The 19,394-nt window shown below is 56.5% G+C and carries 19 protein-coding genes; 11 read left to right on the top strand and 8 right to left on the bottom strand.

Going from position 1 to position 19,394, the window contains the following annotated elements; all coding sequences use genetic code 11:
• The 3 genes from yqgB (at nucleotide 1) to speB (ending at nucleotide 3,249) form a co-directional block, all read left to right on the top strand.
• Nucleotides 1-132: an acid stress response protein YqgB gene (gene yqgB, locus ABLU96_RS22900; protein ID WP_075210876.1), complete on the top strand. Its 132-nt coding sequence runs from the start codon at nucleotides 1-3 to the stop codon at nucleotides 130-132.
• Nucleotides 133-140: 8 nt separating this feature from the next.
• Nucleotides 141-2,117 carry a biosynthetic arginine decarboxylase gene (gene speA / locus ABLU96_RS22895; RefSeq protein WP_074189003.1) on the top strand — a complete coding sequence of 659 codons (1,977 nt, stop codon included), beginning with the start codon at nucleotides 141-143 and terminating at the stop codon, nucleotides 2,115-2,117.
• Between the two features lie 211 nt (nucleotides 2,118-2,328).
• Nucleotides 2,329-3,249 carry an agmatinase gene (speB, locus tag ABLU96_RS22890; RefSeq protein WP_004205166.1) on the top strand — a complete coding sequence of 307 codons (921 nt, stop codon included), beginning with the start codon at nucleotides 2,329-2,331 and terminating at the stop codon, nucleotides 3,247-3,249.
• Nucleotides 3,250-3,416: 167 nt separating this feature from the next.
• On the opposite strand, the gene ABLU96_RS22885 is transcribed toward speB, so the two are convergent.
• Nucleotides 3,417-4,175: a M48 family metallopeptidase gene (locus ABLU96_RS22885; RefSeq protein ID WP_025105944.1), complete on the bottom strand. Its 759-nt coding sequence runs from the start codon at nucleotides 4,173-4,175 to the stop codon at nucleotides 3,417-3,419.
• Nucleotides 4,176-4,454: 279 nt separating this feature from the next.
• On the opposite strand from ABLU96_RS22885, the gene tkt reads away from it, so the two are divergent.
• Nucleotides 4,455-6,446: a transketolase gene (tkt, locus tag ABLU96_RS22880; RefSeq protein ID WP_064404235.1), complete on the top strand. Its 1,992-nt coding sequence runs from the start codon at nucleotides 4,455-4,457 to the stop codon at nucleotides 6,444-6,446.
• A gap of 129 nt (nucleotides 6,447-6,575) precedes the next feature.
• Here tkt and ABLU96_RS22875 read toward each other — a convergent pair whose 3' ends face one another.
• The 5 genes from ABLU96_RS22875 to ABLU96_RS22855 are packed head-to-tail and all read right to left on the bottom strand — an operon-like array spanning nucleotide 6,576 to nucleotide 9,625.
• Complete coding sequence (locus tag ABLU96_RS22875; RefSeq protein WP_049078801.1) at nucleotides 6,576-7,232, bottom strand: ATP-binding cassette domain-containing protein; 657 nt, start codon at nucleotides 7,230-7,232, stop codon at nucleotides 6,576-6,578.
• Entirely contained in the window at nucleotides 7,226-7,903 is a 678-nt protein-coding gene (locus tag ABLU96_RS22870; protein ID WP_025105947.1) for an energy-coupling factor ABC transporter ATP-binding protein, read from the bottom strand. Before ABLU96_RS22870 ends, ABLU96_RS22875 begins: the two co-directional genes overlap by 7 nt.
• Complete coding sequence (locus ABLU96_RS22865; protein WP_038423621.1) at nucleotides 7,891-8,598, bottom strand: energy-coupling factor transporter transmembrane component T; 708 nt, start codon at nucleotides 8,596-8,598, stop codon at nucleotides 7,891-7,893. The genes ABLU96_RS22870 and ABLU96_RS22865 overlap by 13 nt, the downstream gene beginning before the upstream one ends.
• Nucleotides 8,598-9,176, bottom strand: a complete 579-nt coding sequence (locus tag ABLU96_RS22860; protein WP_014226821.1) for an ECF transporter S component — start codon at nucleotides 9,174-9,176, stop codon at nucleotides 8,598-8,600. The genes ABLU96_RS22865 and ABLU96_RS22860 overlap by 1 nt, the downstream gene beginning before the upstream one ends.
• A 23-nt stretch (nucleotides 9,177-9,199) precedes the next feature.
• A complete protein-coding gene (locus ABLU96_RS22855) occupies nucleotides 9,200-9,625 on the bottom strand; it encodes a PPC domain-containing DNA-binding protein (RefSeq protein WP_048260411.1) in 426 nt (141 codons plus the stop codon).
• Between the two features lie 376 nt (nucleotides 9,626-10,001).
• Between ABLU96_RS22855 and epd the strand changes: the two genes are divergently transcribed.
• The 7 genes from epd (at nucleotide 10,002) to ABLU96_RS22820 (ending at nucleotide 17,119) form a co-directional block, all read left to right on the top strand.
• Nucleotides 10,002-11,021, top strand: coding sequence for an erythrose-4-phosphate dehydrogenase (gene epd / locus ABLU96_RS22850; RefSeq protein ID WP_014226819.1), 1,020 nt, complete (start codon nucleotides 10,002-10,004; stop codon nucleotides 11,019-11,021).
• A gap of 51 nt (nucleotides 11,022-11,072) precedes the next feature.
• Entirely contained in the window at nucleotides 11,073-12,236 is a 1,164-nt protein-coding gene (pgk, locus tag ABLU96_RS22845; RefSeq protein WP_004105627.1) for a phosphoglycerate kinase, read from the top strand.
• A 97-nt stretch (nucleotides 12,237-12,333) separates the two neighbouring features.
• The gene (gene fbaA / locus ABLU96_RS22840; RefSeq protein WP_009654956.1) at nucleotides 12,334-13,413 is read left to right on the top strand and encodes a class II fructose-bisphosphate aldolase; all 1,080 of its coding nucleotides are present in this window, start codon (nucleotides 12,334-12,336) and stop codon (nucleotides 13,411-13,413) included.
• Nucleotides 13,414-13,601: 188 nt separating this feature from the next.
• Nucleotides 13,602-14,459, top strand: a complete 858-nt coding sequence (locus ABLU96_RS22835) for a small-conductance mechanosensitive channel MscS (RefSeq protein WP_014839522.1) — start codon at nucleotides 13,602-13,604, stop codon at nucleotides 14,457-14,459.
• Between the two features lie 149 nt (nucleotides 14,460-14,608).
• Nucleotides 14,609-15,244 (top strand): arginine exporter ArgO, encoded by a 636-nt coding sequence (gene argO / locus ABLU96_RS22830; protein WP_014226816.1) that lies wholly within the window; start codon nucleotides 14,609-14,611, stop codon nucleotides 15,242-15,244.
• Nucleotides 15,245-15,334: 90 nt separating this feature from the next.
• Nucleotides 15,335-16,102 (top strand): oxidative stress defense protein, encoded by a 768-nt coding sequence (locus tag ABLU96_RS22825; protein WP_048260402.1) that lies wholly within the window; start codon nucleotides 15,335-15,337, stop codon nucleotides 16,100-16,102.
• Nucleotides 16,103-16,222: 120 nt separating this feature from the next.
• Nucleotides 16,223-17,119 carry a LysR family transcriptional regulator gene (locus ABLU96_RS22820; RefSeq protein ID WP_064404231.1) on the top strand — a complete coding sequence of 299 codons (897 nt, stop codon included), beginning with the start codon at nucleotides 16,223-16,225 and terminating at the stop codon, nucleotides 17,117-17,119.
• On the opposite strand, the gene ABLU96_RS22815 is transcribed toward ABLU96_RS22820, so the two are convergent.
• The gene (locus ABLU96_RS22815; protein WP_348862839.1) at nucleotides 17,116-18,582 is read right to left on the bottom strand and encodes a succinate CoA transferase; all 1,467 of its coding nucleotides are present in this window, start codon (nucleotides 18,580-18,582) and stop codon (nucleotides 17,116-17,118) included. The two genes, ABLU96_RS22820 and ABLU96_RS22815, sit on opposite strands and share 4 nt — an antisense overlap.
• Before the next feature lie 24 nt (nucleotides 18,583-18,606).
• Nucleotides 18,607-19,392: a methylmalonyl-CoA decarboxylase gene (gene scpB / locus ABLU96_RS22810; protein WP_014226812.1), complete on the bottom strand. Its 786-nt coding sequence runs from the start codon at nucleotides 19,390-19,392 to the stop codon at nucleotides 18,607-18,609.
• Between the last annotated feature and the right edge of the window lie 2 nt (nucleotides 19,393-19,394).

Genomic DNA, 19,394 nt, shown 5'->3' with positions numbered 1-19,394 from the left:
ATGAATAAGAAACCGGTCGCTCAGCCGCAAGACCAGCACTATCTACTGGGATTTCGGACTGTTTATGGGTTGTTATCGCTTCTTCGGATTGCGATAGTAGTCAACTGTTTTACACTTGTTACTAAAATTTGAGGTTCGCTATGTCTGACGACATGTCTTTATCTTCGCCTTCGTCAGCAGGCGATCACGGTGTACTACGTTCCATGCAGGAGGTTGCGATGAGCTCCCAGGAAGCCAGCAAGATGCTACGTACTTACAATATTGCCTGGTGGGGTAATAACTACTACGACGTTAACGAACTGGGCCATATTAGCGTCTGCCCGGATCCTGACGTCCCGGAAGCGCGCGTTGACCTTGCCGAGCTGGTGAAAGCGCGTGAAGCTCAGGGGCAGCGCCTGCCTGCGCTGTTCTGCTTCCCGCAGATTTTGCAGCACCGCCTGCGTTCGATTAACGCCGCCTTTAAACGCGCGCGCGAATCTTATGGCTATAACGGTGACTACTTCCTGGTTTATCCGATCAAGGTTAACCAGCATCGCCGCGTGATTGAATCGCTGATCCACTCCGGCGAGCCGCTGGGCCTGGAAGCCGGCTCGAAGGCCGAGCTGATGGCAGTACTGGCGCACGCCGGTATGACCCGCAGCGTGATTGTCTGTAACGGTTATAAAGACCGTGAATATATCCGCCTGGCGCTGGTGGGCGAAAAGATGGGCCACAAGGTCTATCTGGTCATCGAGAAAATGTCCGAAATCGCCATCGTGCTGGAAGAGGCCGAGCGGCTGAACGTGGTGCCGCGTCTCGGCGTGCGCGCGCGTCTGGCTTCGCAGGGCTCCGGTAAGTGGCAGTCCTCCGGCGGCGAAAAATCCAAATTTGGCCTCGCGGCGACCCAGGTTCTGCAGCTGGTTGAAATTCTGCGCTCAGCCGGGCATCTGGACAGCCTGCAGTTGCTGCACTTCCACCTTGGCTCGCAGATGGCCAATATTCGCGATATCGCCACCGGCGTGCGTGAATCGTCGCGTTTCTACGTTGAGCTGCACAAGCTGGGCGTGAATATTCAGTGCTTCGACGTTGGCGGCGGTCTCGGCGTCGACTATGAAGGGACCCGTTCGCAGTCCGACTGCTCGGTGAACTATGGCCTGAACGAATACGCCAACAACATCATCTGGGCGATTGGCGATGCCTGTGAAGAGAATGGCCTGCCGCACCCGACGGTGATCACCGAATCCGGCCGCGCGGTCACGGCGCACCACACCGTGCTGGTATCGAATATTATCGGCGTTGAGCGTAACGAATATACCGAGGCGACCCCGCCCGCGGAAGACGCCGCGCGTCCTCTGCAAAGCATGTGGGAAACCTGGCAGGAGATGCAGGAAACCGGCAATCGCCGCTCGCTGCGCGAATGGCTGCACGACAGCCAGATGGATCTGCACGATATTCATATCGGCTACTCCTCCGGCACCTTTAATCTTCAGGAGCGCGCCTGGGCCGAGCAGCTGTATCTCAATATGTGCCATGAAGTGCAGAAACAGCTCGATCCCAGCAACCGCGCGCATCGCCCAATTATCGACGAACTGCAGGAGCGTATGGCGGATAAGATCTACGTCAACTTCTCCCTGTTCCAGTCGATGCCGGACGCCTGGGGTATCGATCAGCTATTCCCGGTGATGCCGCTGGAAGGGCTGAATATGGTGCCGGAACGCCGCGCGGTGCTGCTGGATATCACCTGCGACTCCGACGGCGCGATTGACCACTATGTGGATGGCGACGGTATTGCGTCCACCATGCCGATGCCGGAATACGATCCGGATAACCCGCCGATGCTGGGCTTCTTTATGGTAGGCGCCTACCAGGAGATCCTCGGCAATATGCACAACCTGTTCGGCGATACGGAAGCCGTCGACGTGTTTGTCTTCCCTGACGGCAGCGTCGAAGTGGAGCTGTCTGATGAAGGGGATACCGTCGCGGATATGCTGCAGTACGTGCAGCTCGATCCGAACACGCTGTTGACCCAGTTCCGCGATCAGGTGAAAAAGACCGATCTCGACGCTGACCTGCAGCAGCAGTTCCTTGAAGAGTTCGAGGCCGGTTTATACGGCTACACTTATCTGGAAGACGAGTGATCTATGCCCTCTCCGTAGCGGAGAGGGAAGAGGGAGGGAGAGGCCTGGTTCACCACTTGCCAGACTCACTTGAACGCGTAGACATTTACGGCGATAATTCGGCCAACTAAGCAGTAAACTCATTCAAACCCTTCCTCGTCGGGCCTAACGACGCGGAAGGGTTTTTTTATATTTGTATTTCAATACAACGACTGTAAAAGAGGTCATACCCATGAGCACCTTAGGTCATCAATACGATAACTCCCTGGTATCCAACGCATTTGGTTTTCTGCGTCTACCGATGAATTTCATGCCGTACGACAGCGATGCGGACTGGGTCATCACCGGCGTACCGTTTGATATGGCGACCTCCGGACGCGCGGGCGGCCGTCATGGCCCGGCGGCGATCCGCCAGGTGTCGACGAACCTTGCGTGGGAGCACAACCGCTTCCCGTGGAATTTTGACATGCGCGAGCGCCTGAACGTCGTGGACTGCGGCGATCTGGTTTACGCCTTTGGCGACGCGCGTGAAATGAGTGAAAAGCTGCAGGCCCACGCGGAAAAACTGCTGGCGGCAGGAAAACGCATGCTCTCTTTTGGCGGCGACCACTTTGTGACGCTGCCGCTGCTGCGCGCTCACGCGAAGCACTTTGGCAAAATGGCGCTGGTGCATTTCGACGCCCATACCGATACCTACGCCAATGGCTGCGAATTTGACCACGGCACCATGTTCTACACCGCGCCGAACGAAGGCCTGATCGATCCGAATCATTCGGTGCAGATCGGTATCCGTACCGAGTTTGATAAAGACAACGGCTTCACGGTGCTGGATGCGGGCCAGGTCAACGATCGCAGCGTTGACGATGTGATTGCGCAGGTGAAACAGATCGTCGGCGATATGCCGGTGTACCTGACCTTTGATATCGACTGCCTGGATCCGGCGTTTGCCCCGGGTACCGGTACGCCGGTGATCGGCGGGCTGACTTCCGATCGTGCGATCAAGCTGGTGCGCGGCCTGAAGGATCTGAACATCGTCGGCATGGACGTGGTGGAAGTCGCGCCGGCCTACGACCAGTCAGAAATCACCGCCCTGGCGGCGGCGACGCTGGCGCTGGAAATGCTCTACATTCAGGCGGCGAAAAAAGGCGAGTAATTAGGTCGCTCACAGCGTGCGTTTTCCTCGAACGACCTGGAGGCGCAGTGCTTGCACCGGCCTAAGAATAAGTGCAGATTGTGTTGCCGGGTAAGGTGTGAGCCGCTACCCGGCATACCGATAAGCTCCCCCAATTCTGTTTGTTATGCCACTTGGGGAGCCGGGGCTTACTTAATCCCGTCGGCCTTCATGCGATCGCGGATATGCTGAGCGCGGGCTTCCGATGCCGGGTGGTCATCAAACATGGAGCTTTGGCGTCCGGCTTCCAGCTGCGCCAGTTTCTCGAAGCTGGTGGCAAGTCCTGCCGGATTAATGCCGCGCTTGCGCAGCAGATCGTACGAGTAGTCGTCCGCTTCCGATTCCTGACGCTGGGAGAACTGCGAGTTCACCAGCTTCTCGCCCAGATCGCCCAGCTGCGACTGCGACAGGCTGCCGACGATGCCGCCCGCGGAGGCCGCCGCCGCGCGTACCGCGTTGGTGCCCAGCGCTACCTGCATCCCTTTCTTCACGTGGCCCAGCGCGACGTGGCCCATTTCGTGGCCGATAACCGCTTCGACTTCATTATCATTCATCAAATCCATCAGTCCGCTGTAAACGCGGATGCAGCCGTTAGCCATGGCGAAGGCGTTAACGTCTTTAGTTTGATACACCTTGTAGTTCACCGGCTGACCGTTAATGTTATCCCCCAGCGCGGCGGCGATTTTACTCAGGCGTTTGCTGTATTCACTGCTGGCAGGCGCGATAGTCGCTTTCGCATCCATCTCCTGACAGGCTTTGTCGCTTAAGGTTTTCACCTGCTCGTCGCTGAGCGAATAAGCCTGGAAAGCCTCCGCGCCGGAGCTAAGCAGGCCGTTGGAATCCATGTTCTGGCATCCGGTAAGCGTGGCTGCGATCCCAAGGGCAAGAAGAGCTGAGCGAATTTTCATTTTTTTATCTTCCACAATCTTATGGTTATTTATCCGAAAAAACGGCGATGGCTGCCTGCCGTATCCTGTGCAAATTATAAATACTATATGAGAATGCGGGCGAGAGGATTACGCCGTAGCACAACGTGTTCCAGAGATTTCTTAAACGGCAAAAGGATGCTCCATGTACATGCTTTGCCGCTTAGGTTACATTGTTCACACTTTTTTCCGGCGTAGCCCAAAACGCGCTGTCGTCAAGTCGTTGCGGGCATGGCCTTCATTATCCGATCTGGAGTCAAAATGTCCTCACGTAAAGAGCTTGCTAACGCTATTCGTGCGCTGAGCATGGACGCAGTACAGAAAGCCAAATCCGGTCACCCGGGTGCCCCGATGGGTATGGCTGACATTGCCGAAGTCCTGTGGCGTGATTTCCTGAATCATAACCCGCAGAACCCGTCCTGGGCCGACCGCGACCGTTTTGTCCTGTCCAACGGCCACGGTTCCATGCTGATTTACAGCCTGCTGCACCTCACCGGTTATGATCTGCCGATTGAAGAGCTGAAGAACTTCCGTCAGCTGCACTCTAAAACCCCGGGTCACCCGGAAGTCGGCTACACCGCGGGCGTGGAAACCACCACCGGTCCGCTGGGGCAGGGTATTGCGAATGCGGTTGGTATGGCCATCGCGGAGAAAACTCTGGCGGCGCAGTTCAACCGCCCGGGCCACGACATTGTTGACCACTTCACCTACGCGTTTATGGGCGACGGCTGCATGATGGAAGGTATCTCTCACGAGGTATGCTCCCTGGCCGGTACCCTGAAACTGGGCAAGCTGGTGGCGTTCTATGACGACAACGGCATCTCTATCGACGGTCACGTGGAAGGCTGGTTCACCGATGACACCGCGAAGCGTTTTGAAGCCTACGGCTGGCACGTGGTGCGCGGCGTTGACGGTCACGATGCTGACTCGATTAAACGCGCGGTAGAAGAAGCGCGTGCGGTCACCGACAAACCGTCCCTGCTGATGTGCAAAACCATCATCGGTTTCGGTTCGCCGAACAAAGCCGGTACCCACGACTCCCACGGCGCGCCGCTGGGCGACGCGGAAATCGCGCTGACCCGCGAAGCGCTCGGCTGGAAACACCCGGCGTTTGAAATCCCGTCTGAAATCTATGCCCAGTGGGATGCCAAAGAAGCAGGCCAGGCGAAAGAGTCCGCGTGGAACGAGAAATTCGCCGCCTACGCCAAAGCCTTCCCGCAGGAAGCTGCCGAGTTTACCCGCCGTATGAAAGGCGAGATGCCGGCTGATTTCGACGCGAAAGCGAACGAATTCATCGCGAATCTGCAGGCTAACCCGGCGAAAATCGCCAGCCGTAAAGCATCCCAGAACGCCATTGAAGCTTTCGGCCCGCTGCTGCCTGAGTTCCTCGGCGGCTCTGCTGACCTGGCGCCAAGTAACCTGACCCTGTGGTCCGGCTCTAAGGCCATCAACGAAGACACTGCCGGTAACTATATCCACTACGGCGTACGTGAATTCGGTATGACCGCGATTGCCAACGGCATCGCCCTGCACGGTGGTTTCCTGCCGTACACCTCCACCTTCCTGATGTTCGTCGAGTACGCGCGTAACGCGGTACGTATGGCGGCGCTGATGAAACAGCGTCAGGTGATGGTCTACACCCACGACTCCATCGGTCTGGGCGAAGACGGCCCGACGCACCAGCCGGTTGAGCAGGTGGCTTCCCTGCGCGTCACGCCGAACATGTCCACATGGCGTCCGTGCGACCAGGTGGAATCCGCCATCGCGTGGAAATACGGCGTAGAGCGTCAGGACGGCCCGACCGCGCTGATCCTCTCCCGTCAGAACCTGGCGCAGCAGGAGCGTACCGAAGAGCAGCTGGCGAACGTCGCCCGCGGCGGCTACGTGCTGAAAGACTGCGCGGGACAGCCGGAGCTGATCTTCATCGCCACCGGTTCTGAAGTGGAGCTGGCGGTTGCCGCTTACGAAAAACTGACTGCCGAAGGCGTGAAGGCGCGCGTGGTTTCCATGCCGTCCACCGACGCGTTCGACAAGCAGGATGCCGCTTACCGTGAAGCCGTGCTGCCGAAAGCCGTCTCTGCGCGCGTGGCCATCGAAGCGGGTATCGCCGACTACTGGTTCAAATACGTGGGCCTGAACGGCGCGATCGTTGGCATGACCACCTTCGGTGAGTCTGCGCCGGCGGAGCAGCTGTTTGAAGAGTTTGGCTTCACCGTGGATAACGTGGTCGCGAAAGCGAAAGCGCTGCTGTAGTTCTTTTACCGCCTCCGGGCTACGGGCCAGCGCGGTCGGGTAGCCCGGGAAGGTGCGCAGCACCGCCTCCGGGTAAAAACTCTGGCTGCCACCGTAAAAAACGGGTCGCTCTGGCGGCCCGTTTCTTTTTCAGACCATCCTCAGCACTCTGCCTTTTTCCAGAAGCACCCGGCGGGAAAAGTGCCGCCGTGTAAACGCCTCATCGTGGCTGATGGCCACTACGCTGGTCCCTCTTTTGCGGCAAACCGCCAGCCACGCTTCAAATATTGCCAGCCAGTGCTGGTCAAAATCGCGGCTGGGTTCGTCAAGCAGCAGTATTTCTGGCGCCATGGCTTCCAGAGAGGCGACGGCGACCATCCTGCGTTGGGCGGTATGTAAATCCAGCGGATGCGCGTCGGCTACGCTCTCCAGCCGGCATAATTTCAGCGCCGCCGCGGTGCGTTGCGCAACCTCCGCAGGAGGCAATTTCTGGAGCCGCAGCCCAAAGGCGACCTCTTCCGCGACTTTGCTGTGGAAGAGCTGGTTTTCGGCCTCCTGAAACAGCACGCCGATGATATTGGCGCGTTGACGGTTTTTGTATTGCGCAATCGGCTTATCCAGCAAATTGACGGTACCGGACGTGGCGGGTAGCAGTCCGGCCATCACCCGCAGCAGGGTGGATTTTCCCGCGCCGTTATCGCCGGTGAGCGCCAGCCATTCCCCCTGGCCGAGCGCCAGCGAGATATTTTGCAAACAGTCAGCCGTCGCGCCGGGCCAGCGCCAGGTCACCTGATTCAATGTTAGCATAGCGGGGAAAGCGCTCCATCGTGCAGTCGCCATCCCTGCTGACACCAGGCAAGAAAAGGCGAAGGGGGGCGTTCAAAAAGGATAATCAACGAACGCTGCGCCAGCGCCCAGTGCCCCAGGCGCTCCAGAAGCATAGCGCTTGCCTGCGCCGTCAGGCGGCTAAAGGCTTCGTCAAGGATCAGTAGCGTTGGCCGCATAGCCAGCGCGCAGGCGATCGCCACGCGCTGGGTTTCTCCCCCGGATAGGGTGGAGGGGTGGCGATGTCGTAACGCCTGGCACGCCGTCAGCGTCAGCGCTTCGTCAATACGGCGCATAATCTCCTCTTCGCTGAGGCAGAGATTTTCAGGGCCAAAAGCGACCTCTTCTTCGACGCTGAAGGTACAGCCGGAAAGCTGGAGATAGGGTGATTGCTGGACCAGCTGGATGGTCTGCGCCCGTTCGACCAGCGATTGCTGCCCGATGGGGATACCAAGCAGGGTGCCTTTACCTTCGATATCGCCGGGCAGAAAATCCGGATACCAGCCCGCCATAATCTGCGCCAGAGTGCTTTTCCCGCTGCCGCTATCGCCAAAAATCGCCACAATGCCGGGCTGCGAATAATGAAAATCAAAGCATGCCGCAGATCGCGCCGCCTGGGTCGGGTGATAGCGGAATTGTTCTAACGTAACCATAGCCAGGCTCCAGCTTCAGCGACCATCGCCAGCAGCATGCCGTAACGCGCCAGACGTTGTAAGGCGCTGTCTTTCGGCGCCCAAAGCGTGGTGCGCCGACGATGTAAACGAAATGCCCGCATATCCAGCGCCGCTCCGCGTATCGCCAGATCGTTAAGCGCGTTGTGGGTCAGAGGGATAATGAGCGCAGGCATAGCGCGCAGCCGCTGATAGCCGTTCTCGTCCAGCGGTACGCCGCGGGCGCGTTGGGCCTCGTGGATAATCGTCAGCTGGCGCTTTAGCTGTTCGACAACCAGCAGCGGGCCAGCGAACAGATAAGCGACGCCCGGCGGCAGGCGTGAAGCAAACAGGGCGCGAATAAAGCGTTGTACCGGTACGTACTCCATCCACAGCTGTGACGTTGAAACAATCGCCAGAATTCTCAGCCACAGCGTGATGGCGCTGGCCCAGCGCTGCGGGTCGCGAGGGTGGCCGCTCAGCCACTGGGTAAACCAGCCGCCGTGGACCAGCCACAGGCCAATGCCCAGCGAGAAGAGGAGCCAGGCGACGTATTTTGCCCGTCGCCGCGTCGCCCTGAACAGCAGCAAGCTGAGAAACGCCGCTGCGCTATAAATCGGCAGCGCCGTCTCTGCGGGCAGCAGCAGCGTAGTCGCCGCCGCCAGCGCCCAGAGAGTTAATGACGTAAAAGGGTGCATTAGCGTACGGCAGACATCGCAGGAAACTGACGCAGCGTGCGCAGCGGCAGCTGGCGCAGCAGGATCCAGACGATAATCGCGGTAAGGATTTTATCCACCAGATTAGCGCCTAAGACGGTAATCGCCACCGATTCCAGCAGATTCTGACCTGCCGAATGGATCCAGGCGACAAACAGATCCGCGCCGCTGCCCGTCACGCCGCCGAACAGCGCCGTACGCAGCGGTACGGCGACCGCGGTCACGGCGAGGGTAATGACAACGCCGCTAATGACCACCTTCGGTAAGGTGCGGAACCATCCCGCGCGCGCCAGCCATCCGGCGACCAGACCAATCACCATCGCCACCGGCGCAAAGGCGGCGGCAATCGGATCGGTCAGCAGCCCCCACAGGAGGTTGGTCAGTAACCCGGTCAACATGCCAATGACCGGGCCGAGTAAAACCGCGCTGATTAAGGTGCCGATCGAATCGAGAAAGATGGGAAGCTTTAACAGACTGATGAGCTGTCCGCCGATCATATTGATGGCGACGGCGATCGCAATCAGCACCAGGGACTGGCTGGTAAATTGGCGACGAGCCATAGAAACCTCTTTAAGGGGAAAAGTTATCGGGATGAAATGACCAGTTCGTCATAGCCGGAAACCGCGCACGGCTGACGGCTAAACGCCAGGGAGGTCAGTTCGCCTATCACCAGCTCAAGGGTGGTGCGGACGGTACAGCCGGGCATCATATGGCCGCCGAGCATGGCGCCTTGCGGATCGGATATCGCTAAATGGAGATGTTCACCTTGCCATTCCAGCGTGCCGTTCAGGGAGATAACCTCATAGGTTCCGGTCAATAAAGTTGTCTCATCCTGGCCGGCAAAACGTAATGCCGCATCGCTTAAGCTGCCGGTACAGCCGGCTATCCAGGCGGCCTGAATCTGTTGCTCTTGTATGAAGGCGCGCAGGCGTGAAAAAACCTCATCGCCCGGAAGTAAGCGAAGCGCATAGTAACGAGCCGCAGAGGGCTGCAAGTGGGGGATTGTCATTTTTTCGAGGGACTCCGAGACTCGGACGTAACGGTCATCATATCGCCGCTGTACGGTATAGTTTCTGATATAAATCAGTGTTTGCCGCCCGGCAACGAAAAGATTTTGCTACGCTTATTCGTCATTGTGGAATAGGGAATAAATTCCGCGGCAGAGAGGGTAAAAGTGTGATGTAAGTCAGATAAATGGTTTCTCCGGCTGGACAATCATTCCTTTTATTCCTTGTTTGGCTTATTCTAGCTGAAGCGTTTCAGTCGTCTAAATGTTCGACAATTAATCAATCAGTCGCAGTTTGCGACAGGTAAGGTTTCCCTTAGAGCGTTGCTGCATTACTCTGTCAGCCACCTCATATCATGGATAGCCTTGCAGGAGACCTATGACCATACGCATTGCGATTAATGGCTTCGGTCGCATCGGGCGTAACGTGGTTCGTGCTTTGTATGAATCCGGGCGTCGTGCGGAAATTACCGTGGTGGCAATCAATGAACTGGCGGATGCTGCCGGCATCGCGCATTTATTGAAATATGACACCAGCCATGGGCGCTTTGCCTGGGATGTACGTCAGGAGAGAGAGCAGCTGTTTGTTGGCGACGATGCCATTCGTCTTCTGCATGAATCTTCCCTTGAGGCGTTGCCCTGGCGGGAACTGGCGGTTGATGTGGTGCTTGACTGTACCGGCGTTTACGGCAGCCGCGAGCATGGCGAAGCCCATCTTCAGGCCGGCGCCAGAAAAGTGCTTTTTTCACACCCTGGCGGCAACGACCTCGACGCGACGATCGTTTTTGGCGTAAACCATGCTGAGCTCAGAACCGAGCACCGTATCGTCTCCAACGCCTCCTGCACCACCAACTGCATTATTCCGGTCATTAAGCTGTTAGATGATGCCTACGGCATAGAGTCAGGAACGGTAACCACGATCCACTCATCAATGAACGATCAGCAGGTCATTGATTCCTGGCATCCGGATTTACGCAGGACGCGAGCGGCCAGCCAATCAATCATCCCGGTTGATACTAAGCTTGCTGCGGGGATCACGCGTTTTTTCCCTCAGTTTAACGATCGCTTTGAAGCGATCGCGGTTCGTGTACCGACGATTAATGTGACGGCGATCGACCTTAGCGTAACGGTGAAAAAACCGGTAAAAGCAAGTGAAGTCAACCAGTTGCTGCAAAAAGCAGCACTGGGTGCATTTCATGGTATAGTTGACTATACGGAATTGCCGTTAGTCTCGATAGATTTCAACCACGATCCCCATAGCGCCATCGTCGATGGCACACAAACGCGGGTAAGTGGCGCGCATTTGATCAAAACGCTGGTCTGGTGCGATAACGAATGGGGCTTTGCTAACCGGATGCTCGACACTACGTTAGCGATGGCCGCACAAGGTTTCAGGTAAGGCGCTCAGGCGCCTGCAAAACTTTATCAAGAATCAACGAGAGGATTCACCATGTCTGTAATTAAGATGACCGATCTGGATCTGGCTGGTAAACGCGTTTTTATCCGTGCGGATCTGAACGTACCGGTTAAAGAAGGGAAAGTAACCAGCGACGCGCGTATCCGTGCTTCTCTGCCGACCATCGAACTGGCCCTGAAACAGGGTGCGAAAGTGATGGTCACTTCCCACCTGGGTCGTCCTACCGAAGGCGAGTACAACGAAGAATTCTCTCTGCTGCCGGTTGTTAACTATCTGAAAGACAAACTGTCTAACCCGGTACGTCTGGTTAAAGATTACCTGGACGGCGTTGAAGTCGCTGCCGGTGAGCTGGTGGTTCTGGAAAACGTTCGCTTTAACAAAGGCGAGAAGAAAGACGACGAAGCGCTGTCGAAAAAATACGCTGCGCTGTGCGATGTATTCGTCATGGACGCGTTCGGTACCGCTCACCGCGCGCAGGCTTCTACTCACGGTATCGGCAAATTCGCTGACGTCGCTTGCGCAGGCCCGCTGCTGGCCGCTGAGCTGGACGCCCTGGGTAAAGCGCTGAAAGAACCGGCTCGTCCGATGGTCGCTATCGTGGGTGGTTCTAAAGTTTCTACCAAACTGACCGTTCTGGACTCCCTGTCTAAAATCGCTGACCAGCTGATCGTCGGCGGCGGCATCGCCAACACCTTCGTTGCCGCTCAGGGCCACAACGTCGGTAAGTCCCTGTACGAAGCCGATCTGGTTGACGAAGCGAAACGCCTGCTGACAACCTGCGATATCCCGGTTCCGACTGACGTTCGCGTGGCAACCGAGTTCTCTGAAACCGCAACCGCTACCCTGAAATCTGTTAACGACATCAAAGATGACGAGCAGATTCTGGACCTGGGCGATGCTTCCGCAGAGAAACTGGCTGAAATCCTGAAAAACGCGAAAACCATCCTGTGGAACGGCCCGGTCGGCGTGTTCGAATTCCCGAACTTCCGCAAAGGTACTGAAATCGTGGCTAACGCCATCGCAGACAGCGAAGCGTTCTCCATCGCAGGCGGCGGCGACACCCTGGCGGCAATCGACCTGTTCGGTATTGCTGACAAAATCTCCTACATCTCCACCGGCGGCGGCGCATTCCTCGAATTCGTGGAAGGTAAAGTTCTGCCGGCAGTAGCCATGCTCGAAGAGCGCGCTAAGCAGTAATTCAGTTCAGGCGGGGAGACCCGCCTGTTTTTCAGCGCGCGTAAAAGCTCGCGAACCTTCTTCAACGGTCGAAGATACAGATACAGGACTACGTAACATGTCTAAAATTTTTGATTTCGTAAAACCGGGCGTCATAACTGGCGACGACGTTCAGAAAGTGTTCCAGGTAGCTAAAGAAAACAACTTTGCTCTGCCAGCGGTAAACTGCGTGGGTACTGATTCCATCAACGCCGTTCTGGAAGCAGCTGCAAAAGTTCGTTCTCCGGTTATCGTTCAGTTCTCTAACGGCGGCGCTGCGTTCATCGCGGGCAAAGGCGTGAAAACTGACGTTCCTCAGGGCGCAGCCATCCTGGGCGCTATCTCTGGCGCGCATCACGTGCATCAGATGGCTGAGCACTACGGTGTTCCGGTTATCCTGCACACTGACCACTGCGCTAAGAAACTGCTGCCGTGGATCGACGGTCTGCTCGACGCGGGTGAAAAACACTTCGCCGCAACCGGCAAACCGCTGTTCTCTTCTCACATGATCGACCTGTCTGAAGAGTCCCTGCACGAAAACATCGAGATCTGTTCTAAGTACCTGGCGCGTATGGCCAAAATGGACATGACTCTGGAAATCGAACTGGGCTGCACCGGCGGCGAAGAAGACGGCGTGGACAACAGCCACATGGACGCTTCTGCTCTGTACACCCAGCCGGAAGACGTTGATTACGCGTACACCGAGCTGAGCAAAATCAGCCCGCGTTTCACCATCGCCGCTTCCTTCGGTAACGTACACGGCGTTTACAAGCCGGGCAACGTGGTACTGACCCCGACTATCCTGCGCGACTCTCAGGAATACGTTTCTAAGAAACACAACCTGCCGCACAACAGCCTGAACTTCGTATTCCACGGTGGTTCCGGTTCTTCCGCTCAGGAAATCAAAGACTCCGTAAGCTACGGCGTGATCAAAATGAACATCGATACCGATACCCAATGGGCAACCTGGGACGGTATCCTGCAGTACTACAAAACTAACGAAGCTTACCTGCAGGGCCAGCTGGGCAACCCGAAAGGCGAAGACCAGCCGAACAAGAAATACTACGATCCGCGCGTATGGCTGCGCGCTGCACAGACGTCCATGGTGACCCGTCTGGAGCAGGCATTTAAAGAGCTGAACGCGATCGACGTTCTGTAAGAAAGGTTTGTTGCTTACCCGGAAGCCCGCAGAAATGCGGGCTTTTTTATTATCTGAACAACATGAAATGTTGCTAAATAAATGTGATCAATTTGGCAAAACGCACTCTTATTGTTTACCCTTAACCTGTTTGTAATTATCAGGTTTGGTTATTTTTTCCCCGTCCGGGTATCCATAAGGAAAGTTGAATGGAAGATTTGAACGTTGTCGATAGCATAAATAACGCCGGTTCATGGCTGGTGCGCAATCAGGCGTTACTGCTGAGCTATGCCGTCAACATTGTCGCGGCTATCGCGATTATTATTGTCGGTTTGATCGTGGCGCGGATTGTTTCCAACACCGTCAATCGCCTGATGCGGGCGCGGCATATTGATGCCACCGTTGCCGATTTTCTCTCTGCGCTGGTACGCTACGCCGTTATTGCTTTTACCCTGATCGCCGCTCTCGGCCGCGTGGGCGTGCAAACCGCCTCGGTGATCGCGGTGCTCGGCGCCGCGGGCTTAGCCGTCGGTCTGGCGCTGCAGGGCTCGCTGTCTAACCTTGCCGCTGGCGTCCTTCTGGTGGTCTTTCGCCCGTTCCGAGCCGGTGAATACGTTGACCTTGGCGGTATCGCGGGAACCGTGCTGAACGTGCAGATTTTCTCCACGACCCTGCGCAGCGCGGATGGCAAAATCGTGGTGGTGCCGAACGGTAAAATCATTGCCGGGAATATCATCAACTTCTCCCGCGAGCCGGTGCGCCGCAACGAGTTTATCATCGGCGTGGCCTACGACGCTGATATCGATAAAGTGAAGCAGCTGCTCACCAATATCATCGAATCGGATGAACGTATCCTCAAAGATCGTGAAATGACCGTGCGTCTCAATGAACTGGGCGCTTCTTCGGTGAACTACGTGGTGCGCGTATGGAGTAAGAGCAGCGATCTGCAAAGCGTATACTGGGACGTTCTGGAGCGTATTAAGCGCGACTTTGACGCCAATGGCATCGGCTTCCCGTATCCGCAGATGGACGTTCACGTCATTCGTCCGCAGGAAAAAGCAGAGTAATTCTCCTCTTTTATACAGGCCGGTTTGTCCGGCCTTTTTTCTGCGCCCTATTAGTAGTTCTTATTAACGATTAAAATTTTCAATTTCCTCTAATGATTTCCGCGCGCTATATTCCCCGGCATTGACTCTTTCAGTGGAAATCACTTGCGATGTTATCGTATTACTTTCAGGGCCTTGCCCTGGGAGCGGCCATGATTTTGCCGCTCGGTCCGCAAAACGCCTTTGTGATGAATCAGGGCATTCGTCGTCAGTACCACCTGATGATTGCTCTGCTGTGCGCCATCAGCGATCTGCTGCTGATCTGCGCCGGGATTTTTGGCGGCAGCGCGCTGCTGATGCAGTCACCGTGGCTGCTGGCGCTGGTGACCTGGGGCGGCGTCGCTTTTTTATTGTGGTACGGCTTTGGCGCGCTGAAAACGGCCTTGAGCAGCAATCTGGCGCTGGCCAGCGCGGAAGTGATGAAGCAGGGACGCTGGAAAATTATCGTCACCATGCTGGCTGTCACCTGGCTGAATCCGCACGTGTATCTGGATACGTTTGTGGTTCTCGGCAGCCTTGGCGGGCAGTTGGCGATGGAGCCGAAGCGCTGGTTTGCCTTAGGTACCATCAGCGCCTCATTCTTATGGTTCTTTGGGCTGGCCCTGCTGGCCGCCTGGCTCGCCCCGCGCCTGCGTACGGCAAAGGCGCAGCGCGTTATCAACGTGCTGGTCGGTCTGGTGATGTGGGTCATTGCCTTCCAGCTGGCGAAGGACGGCTTCGCTCATGTGCAGGCGCTGCTTAACTAAGCCTTGTCCGATGGACTTTCTCCGCGTACGCGCTAAGCTTGCAGGCATGCGTCTGCGTATAGACGACCAATGTAAGATGGAGAAACGACAGTGAAGTTAAAAGTCATGGCCCTGGCGGCGGCACTCGGATTTAGCGCAATGGCAGTTCAGGCAAATGAGTTGCCAAACGGCCCACATATCGTCACTTCAGGTACCGCCAGCGTCGCTGCGGTTCCTGATATCGCTACGCTGGCGATTGAAGTAAACGTCTCCGCGAAAGACGCGGCATCCGCTAAAAAGCAGGCCGATGAGCGCGTGGCCCAGTATCTCTCCTTCCTGGAGAAGAACGGCATTGCGAAGAAAGACATTAACTCAGCTAACCTGCGTACCCAGCCTGATTACGACTATCAGAACGGTAAAAGCATTCTTAAGGGCTACCGCGCGGTGCGTAGCGTTGAAGTGACGCTGCGCCAGCTGGATAAGCTCAACGGTCTGTTAGATGGGGCGCTTAAAGCCGGTCTGAATGAGATCCGTTCGGTTTCACTGGGCGTGGCGCAGCCGGACGCTTATAAAGATAAAGCGCGTAAAGCGGCGATTGATGATGCCATTCACCAGGCTCAGGAGCTGGCTACCGGGTTCCACGGCAAACTGGGGCCCGTCTACAGCGTTCGCTATCATGTCTCCAACTACCAGCCGAGCCCGATGGTGCGGATGATGAAAGCCGATGCGGCGCCGGTTTCTGCTCAGGAAACCTACGAGCAGGCGACCATTCAGTTTGATGACCAGGTGGACGTGGTGTTTGAGCTGCAGCCGACACAGCCTGCGCCAGCACCTGCGGAACCGGCGAAACCCGCTGAAGAACCCAAAGCCGCGCAGTAATCCTGTCGCCCGGCCTTCGCGCCGGGTTTTTTCTGTCACTATCTGTAAAATTGAGAGCGCGACAAAAGTCTTTTCCCTGAATAAAGTAAGGATATATCCCTGTTCTACGATGAGGTGAGCATGGATATCTTTATTTCGAAAAAGATGCGCAATTTCATTCTGCTGGCGCAGACCAATAATATTGCCAGAGCGGCGGAAAAAATTCATATGACCGCGTCTCCCTTCGGCAAAAGCATCGCTGCGCTGGAGGATCAGATCGGCTATACGCTATTTACCCGTAAAGATAACAGCATCAGCCTCAATAAAGCGGGGCAGGAGCTCTATCAGAAGCTGTTTCCCATTTATCAGCGCTTATCGGCCATCGATAACGAAATTCACTATTCCGCGCACCGCTCGCGCAACATCGTTATCGGCATCGACAATACCTATCCAACGATTATTTTCGATCAGCTCATCAGCCTGGGCGATAAATACGATGGCGTAACCACCCAGGCCGTGGAGTTCAGCGAGAATGGCGTGATTGATAACCTGTTCGATCGCCAGCTGGATTTTATTATCTCGCCGCAGCATGTTTCGCCCCGCGTGCAGGAGCTGGAAAATTTGACCATTAGCGAACTGGCGCCGCTGCGTCTGGGGTTTCTTGTTTCCCGCCGTTATGAAGATAAGCCGCCGCAGGATCTGTTACGTGAGCTGCCCTGGCTGCAGATGCGTTTCCAGAACCGGGCCAATTTTGAGGCGATGCTGGACGCGTATATGCGCCCCAGCGGGATCAACCCGACGATTATCTATCGCCCCTACAGCTTTATGGCCAAAATTAGCGCCGTAGAGCGCGGGCAGTTTTTGACGGTTATTCCTTACTTCGCCTGGCGTCTGGTGAATCCGGCGAAGCTGAAGTACTTCGACGCGCCCGGCAGCGCGATGTATGTGCAGGAGTATCTCTATTCGCTGAAAAATCATCGCTATACCGCCACGATGCTTCAGCACATTACTGAAGATCGCGACGGCGCGGAGGGCTAGCCGAGCATTGAACCGTGCTCAAGCAGATTACGATGCAGGTCGAAGGTGTGGGCGAGGTCGTGGTGAATATGTCCGCCGGGAGCGCTCTCCAGATAGCGATGTAAATAGTCCCGGTAGAGCGGATGCGCGCAGTTATCAATGATGGCGCGGGCGCGCTGCAGCGGCGATAGCCCGCGCAGATCGGCGATACCCTGCTCGGTAACGATCGCCTTCACGCTGTGCTCGCTGTGATCGACATGGCTGCACATCGGCACGATGGTGGAGATCTTCCCGTCCTTGGCGATGGACGGCGCCATAAAGATAGAGAGCCAGGCGTTGCGTTCAAAATCGCCGCTGCCGCCGATGCCGTTCATCAGATTCACCCCGGCTACGTGCGTCGAGTTGGCGTGACCGTAGATATCAAACTCCAGCCCCACGTTGAGGGCGATAACCCCCAGACGGCGGATAATTTCCGGATGATTGGAGATCTCCTGCGGGCGCAGGACAATGCGGCTGGCGAAGAAATCCATATTGTCGTAAATCTTGCGCAACGAACCGGCGGATATCGTCAGGCTGGAGGCGCTGACGCCGGTGATTTTCCCCGTTTCCAGCAGATGAACCACCGACGCCTGTAAAACTTCCGAGTACATCATAAAAGCGGGGATATCCGGATTTTCGCCCAGCCGCGCCATGACCGCGTTGTTGATATTGCCCACGCCGCTTTGCAGCGGCAGAAATTCAGGCGGGATGCGTCCGCGAGCCACCTCTTCCAGCAGAAAGGTGACCACGTTATCGGCAATTTTCTGACAAACCGGATTATTGTTATCCAGAACGTTTCCGGCGTCGGGCAGCTCGGTCTCCACCACAGCGACAATCTTTTTCGGATCGATTTGCACGTACCGGCTGCCCACGCGATCCATCGCATGAAAGATGGCGATACTGTTGCGCCGCGGCGGGGCGCCGGGGATCACGATATCGGCCAGCTCGGCAACCCGCGGGCTGTGGTAGTGATTCAGCTCAATGATCACTTTCTTCGCCCGCAGCAGCCAGGTTGGCGCGTTGCCGATACCGCTGGTGAGCCAGACCCGTCCGTCCGGCGCGATAGCCGAAGCTTCGATCACCGCGACATCAATCTCGCCAAAGAACCCATAGTTGACCATTTGCGCCACTTCGCTCAGGTGCAGATCGACAAACTTCACCTGCCCCTGGTTGATTTTTTGCCGCAGTCCGGAGGCGGTCTGATACGGCGCGCGCCACGAGACGGCATCGGCTGCCGATAGCGCATCATCGGCGGCGGCGCTGATGGAGGCGCCGGTCAGCAAGCGGATCTGAAAAGGCTTCTGCGCCCGATGTAATTCATCAGCGCGGCGAGCGATGGCCGCGGGCAGCGCTTTAGGCGAACCGGCGGGCGTGAATCCGCTGAACGCCACCATCTGGTCGTGCTGGATAATCTCCGCCGCTTCATCGGCGCTCATCCGTTTCATTTTATACTCCTTAATCCGGCGTGATTAATGGCCGACGAACTCAGGTTTACGCTTTTCCATAAACGCGCTCATGCCTTCCTGATAATCCACGCTGTCGTAGACGGCGCGACGCATTCCCTGAATACGTTCGAACTCATCGGAATTCATGGTGTGGGCTTCGCCAAGCACGCGCAGCTCTTCCTTAATGACCGCGATCGCCAGCGGCGCTTTCTCGGAGATGTGGTGCGCCATCTGCAAGGTAAAATCTTCCAGTTCGTCGGCGTCCACCACGTGATTGAGAATACCGACCGCCAGCGCGCGCTGGGCGGTAATCGGCAGGGCGGTGAAAATCAGCTCTTTCACGATATGAAAGCCGGCGTCGCGGGTCAGATTGTGAATGCCGACCAGGTTGTAGGGCACGCCGAGATTCACCGGCGTCATAGAGAACGTGGACGTGCTGGCGGCGATGATCAGATCGGAGCTCATGATCATCTCAAACGCGCCGCCCCAGACGCTGCCTTCGACCATGGAGATCACCGGTTTCGGATACTTTTGGATCATACGGGTGATCTGACGCAGCGGATCGTCATACGAGAGCGGATCGCGGCGCCCGCCGGGCAATTCGTGGATGTCATGGCCGGCGGAGAAAACCTTTGCTCCCCCGGGCGCGCGTAAAATGACGCAGCGAATTTCCGGCCGGTTGAGGTCGCTCAGCGCCTGCATCAGATCGTCGATGAACACCTTGCTTAAGGCGTTGAGCTTGCGGCTATAGTTGAACTCAATCACCGCAACCTTGCGGATAATTTCGACATTAACATATTGATAAGACATAA

This window comes from Klebsiella sp. CN_Kp106 (genome assembly GCF_040064575.1).
GTDB lineage: Bacteria > Pseudomonadota > Gammaproteobacteria > Enterobacterales > Enterobacteriaceae > Klebsiella > Klebsiella michiganensis.
This window is presented reverse-complemented; position numbering and strand designations above follow the sequence as displayed.

Coding starts and splice junctions, on each gene's coding strand:
- ABLU96_RS22820 (WP_064404231.1), top strand. CDS start 16,223: ATGGATATCTTTATTTCGAAAAAGATGCGCAATTTCATTCTGCTGGCG.
- ABLU96_RS22835 (WP_014839522.1), top strand. CDS start 13,602: ATGGAAGATTTGAACGTTGTCGATAGCATAAATAACGCCGGTTCATGG.
- ABLU96_RS22855 (WP_048260411.1), bottom strand. CDS start 9,625: ATGACAATCCCCCACTTGCAGCCCTCTGCGGCTCGTTACTATGCGCTT.
- ABLU96_RS22860 (WP_014226821.1), bottom strand. CDS start 9,176: ATGGCTCGTCGCCAATTTACCAGCCAGTCCCTGGTGCTGATTGCGATC.
- speA (WP_074189003.1), top strand. CDS start 141: ATGTCTGACGACATGTCTTTATCTTCGCCTTCGTCAGCAGGCGATCAC.
- ABLU96_RS22870 (WP_025105947.1), bottom strand. CDS start 7,903: ATGGTTACGTTAGAACAATTCCGCTATCACCCGACCCAGGCGGCGCGA.
- fbaA (WP_009654956.1), top strand. CDS start 12,334: ATGTCTAAAATTTTTGATTTCGTAAAACCGGGCGTCATAACTGGCGAC.
- ABLU96_RS22815 (WP_348862839.1), bottom strand. CDS start 18,582: ATGAAACGGATGAGCGCCGATGAAGCGGCGGAGATTATCCAGCACGAC.
- ABLU96_RS22875 (WP_049078801.1), bottom strand. CDS start 7,232: ATGCTAACATTGAATCAGGTGACCTGGCGCTGGCCCGGCGCGACGGCT.
- ABLU96_RS22885 (WP_025105944.1), bottom strand. CDS start 4,175: ATGAAAATTCGCTCAGCTCTTCTTGCCCTTGGGATCGCAGCCACGCTT.
- argO (WP_014226816.1), top strand. CDS start 14,609: ATGTTATCGTATTACTTTCAGGGCCTTGCCCTGGGAGCGGCCATGATT.
- yqgB (WP_075210876.1), top strand. CDS start 1: ATGAATAAGAAACCGGTCGCTCAGCCGCAAGACCAGCACTATCTACTG.
- ABLU96_RS22865 (WP_038423621.1), bottom strand. CDS start 8,598: ATGCACCCTTTTACGTCATTAACTCTCTGGGCGCTGGCGGCGGCGACT.
- speB (WP_004205166.1), top strand. CDS start 2,329: ATGAGCACCTTAGGTCATCAATACGATAACTCCCTGGTATCCAACGCA.
- tkt (WP_064404235.1), top strand. CDS start 4,455: ATGTCCTCACGTAAAGAGCTTGCTAACGCTATTCGTGCGCTGAGCATG.
- epd (WP_014226819.1), top strand. CDS start 10,002: ATGACCATACGCATTGCGATTAATGGCTTCGGTCGCATCGGGCGTAAC.
- pgk (WP_004105627.1), top strand. CDS start 11,073: ATGTCTGTAATTAAGATGACCGATCTGGATCTGGCTGGTAAACGCGTT.
- scpB (WP_014226812.1), bottom strand. CDS start 19,392: ATGTCTTATCAATATGTTAATGTCGAAATTATCCGCAAGGTTGCGGTG.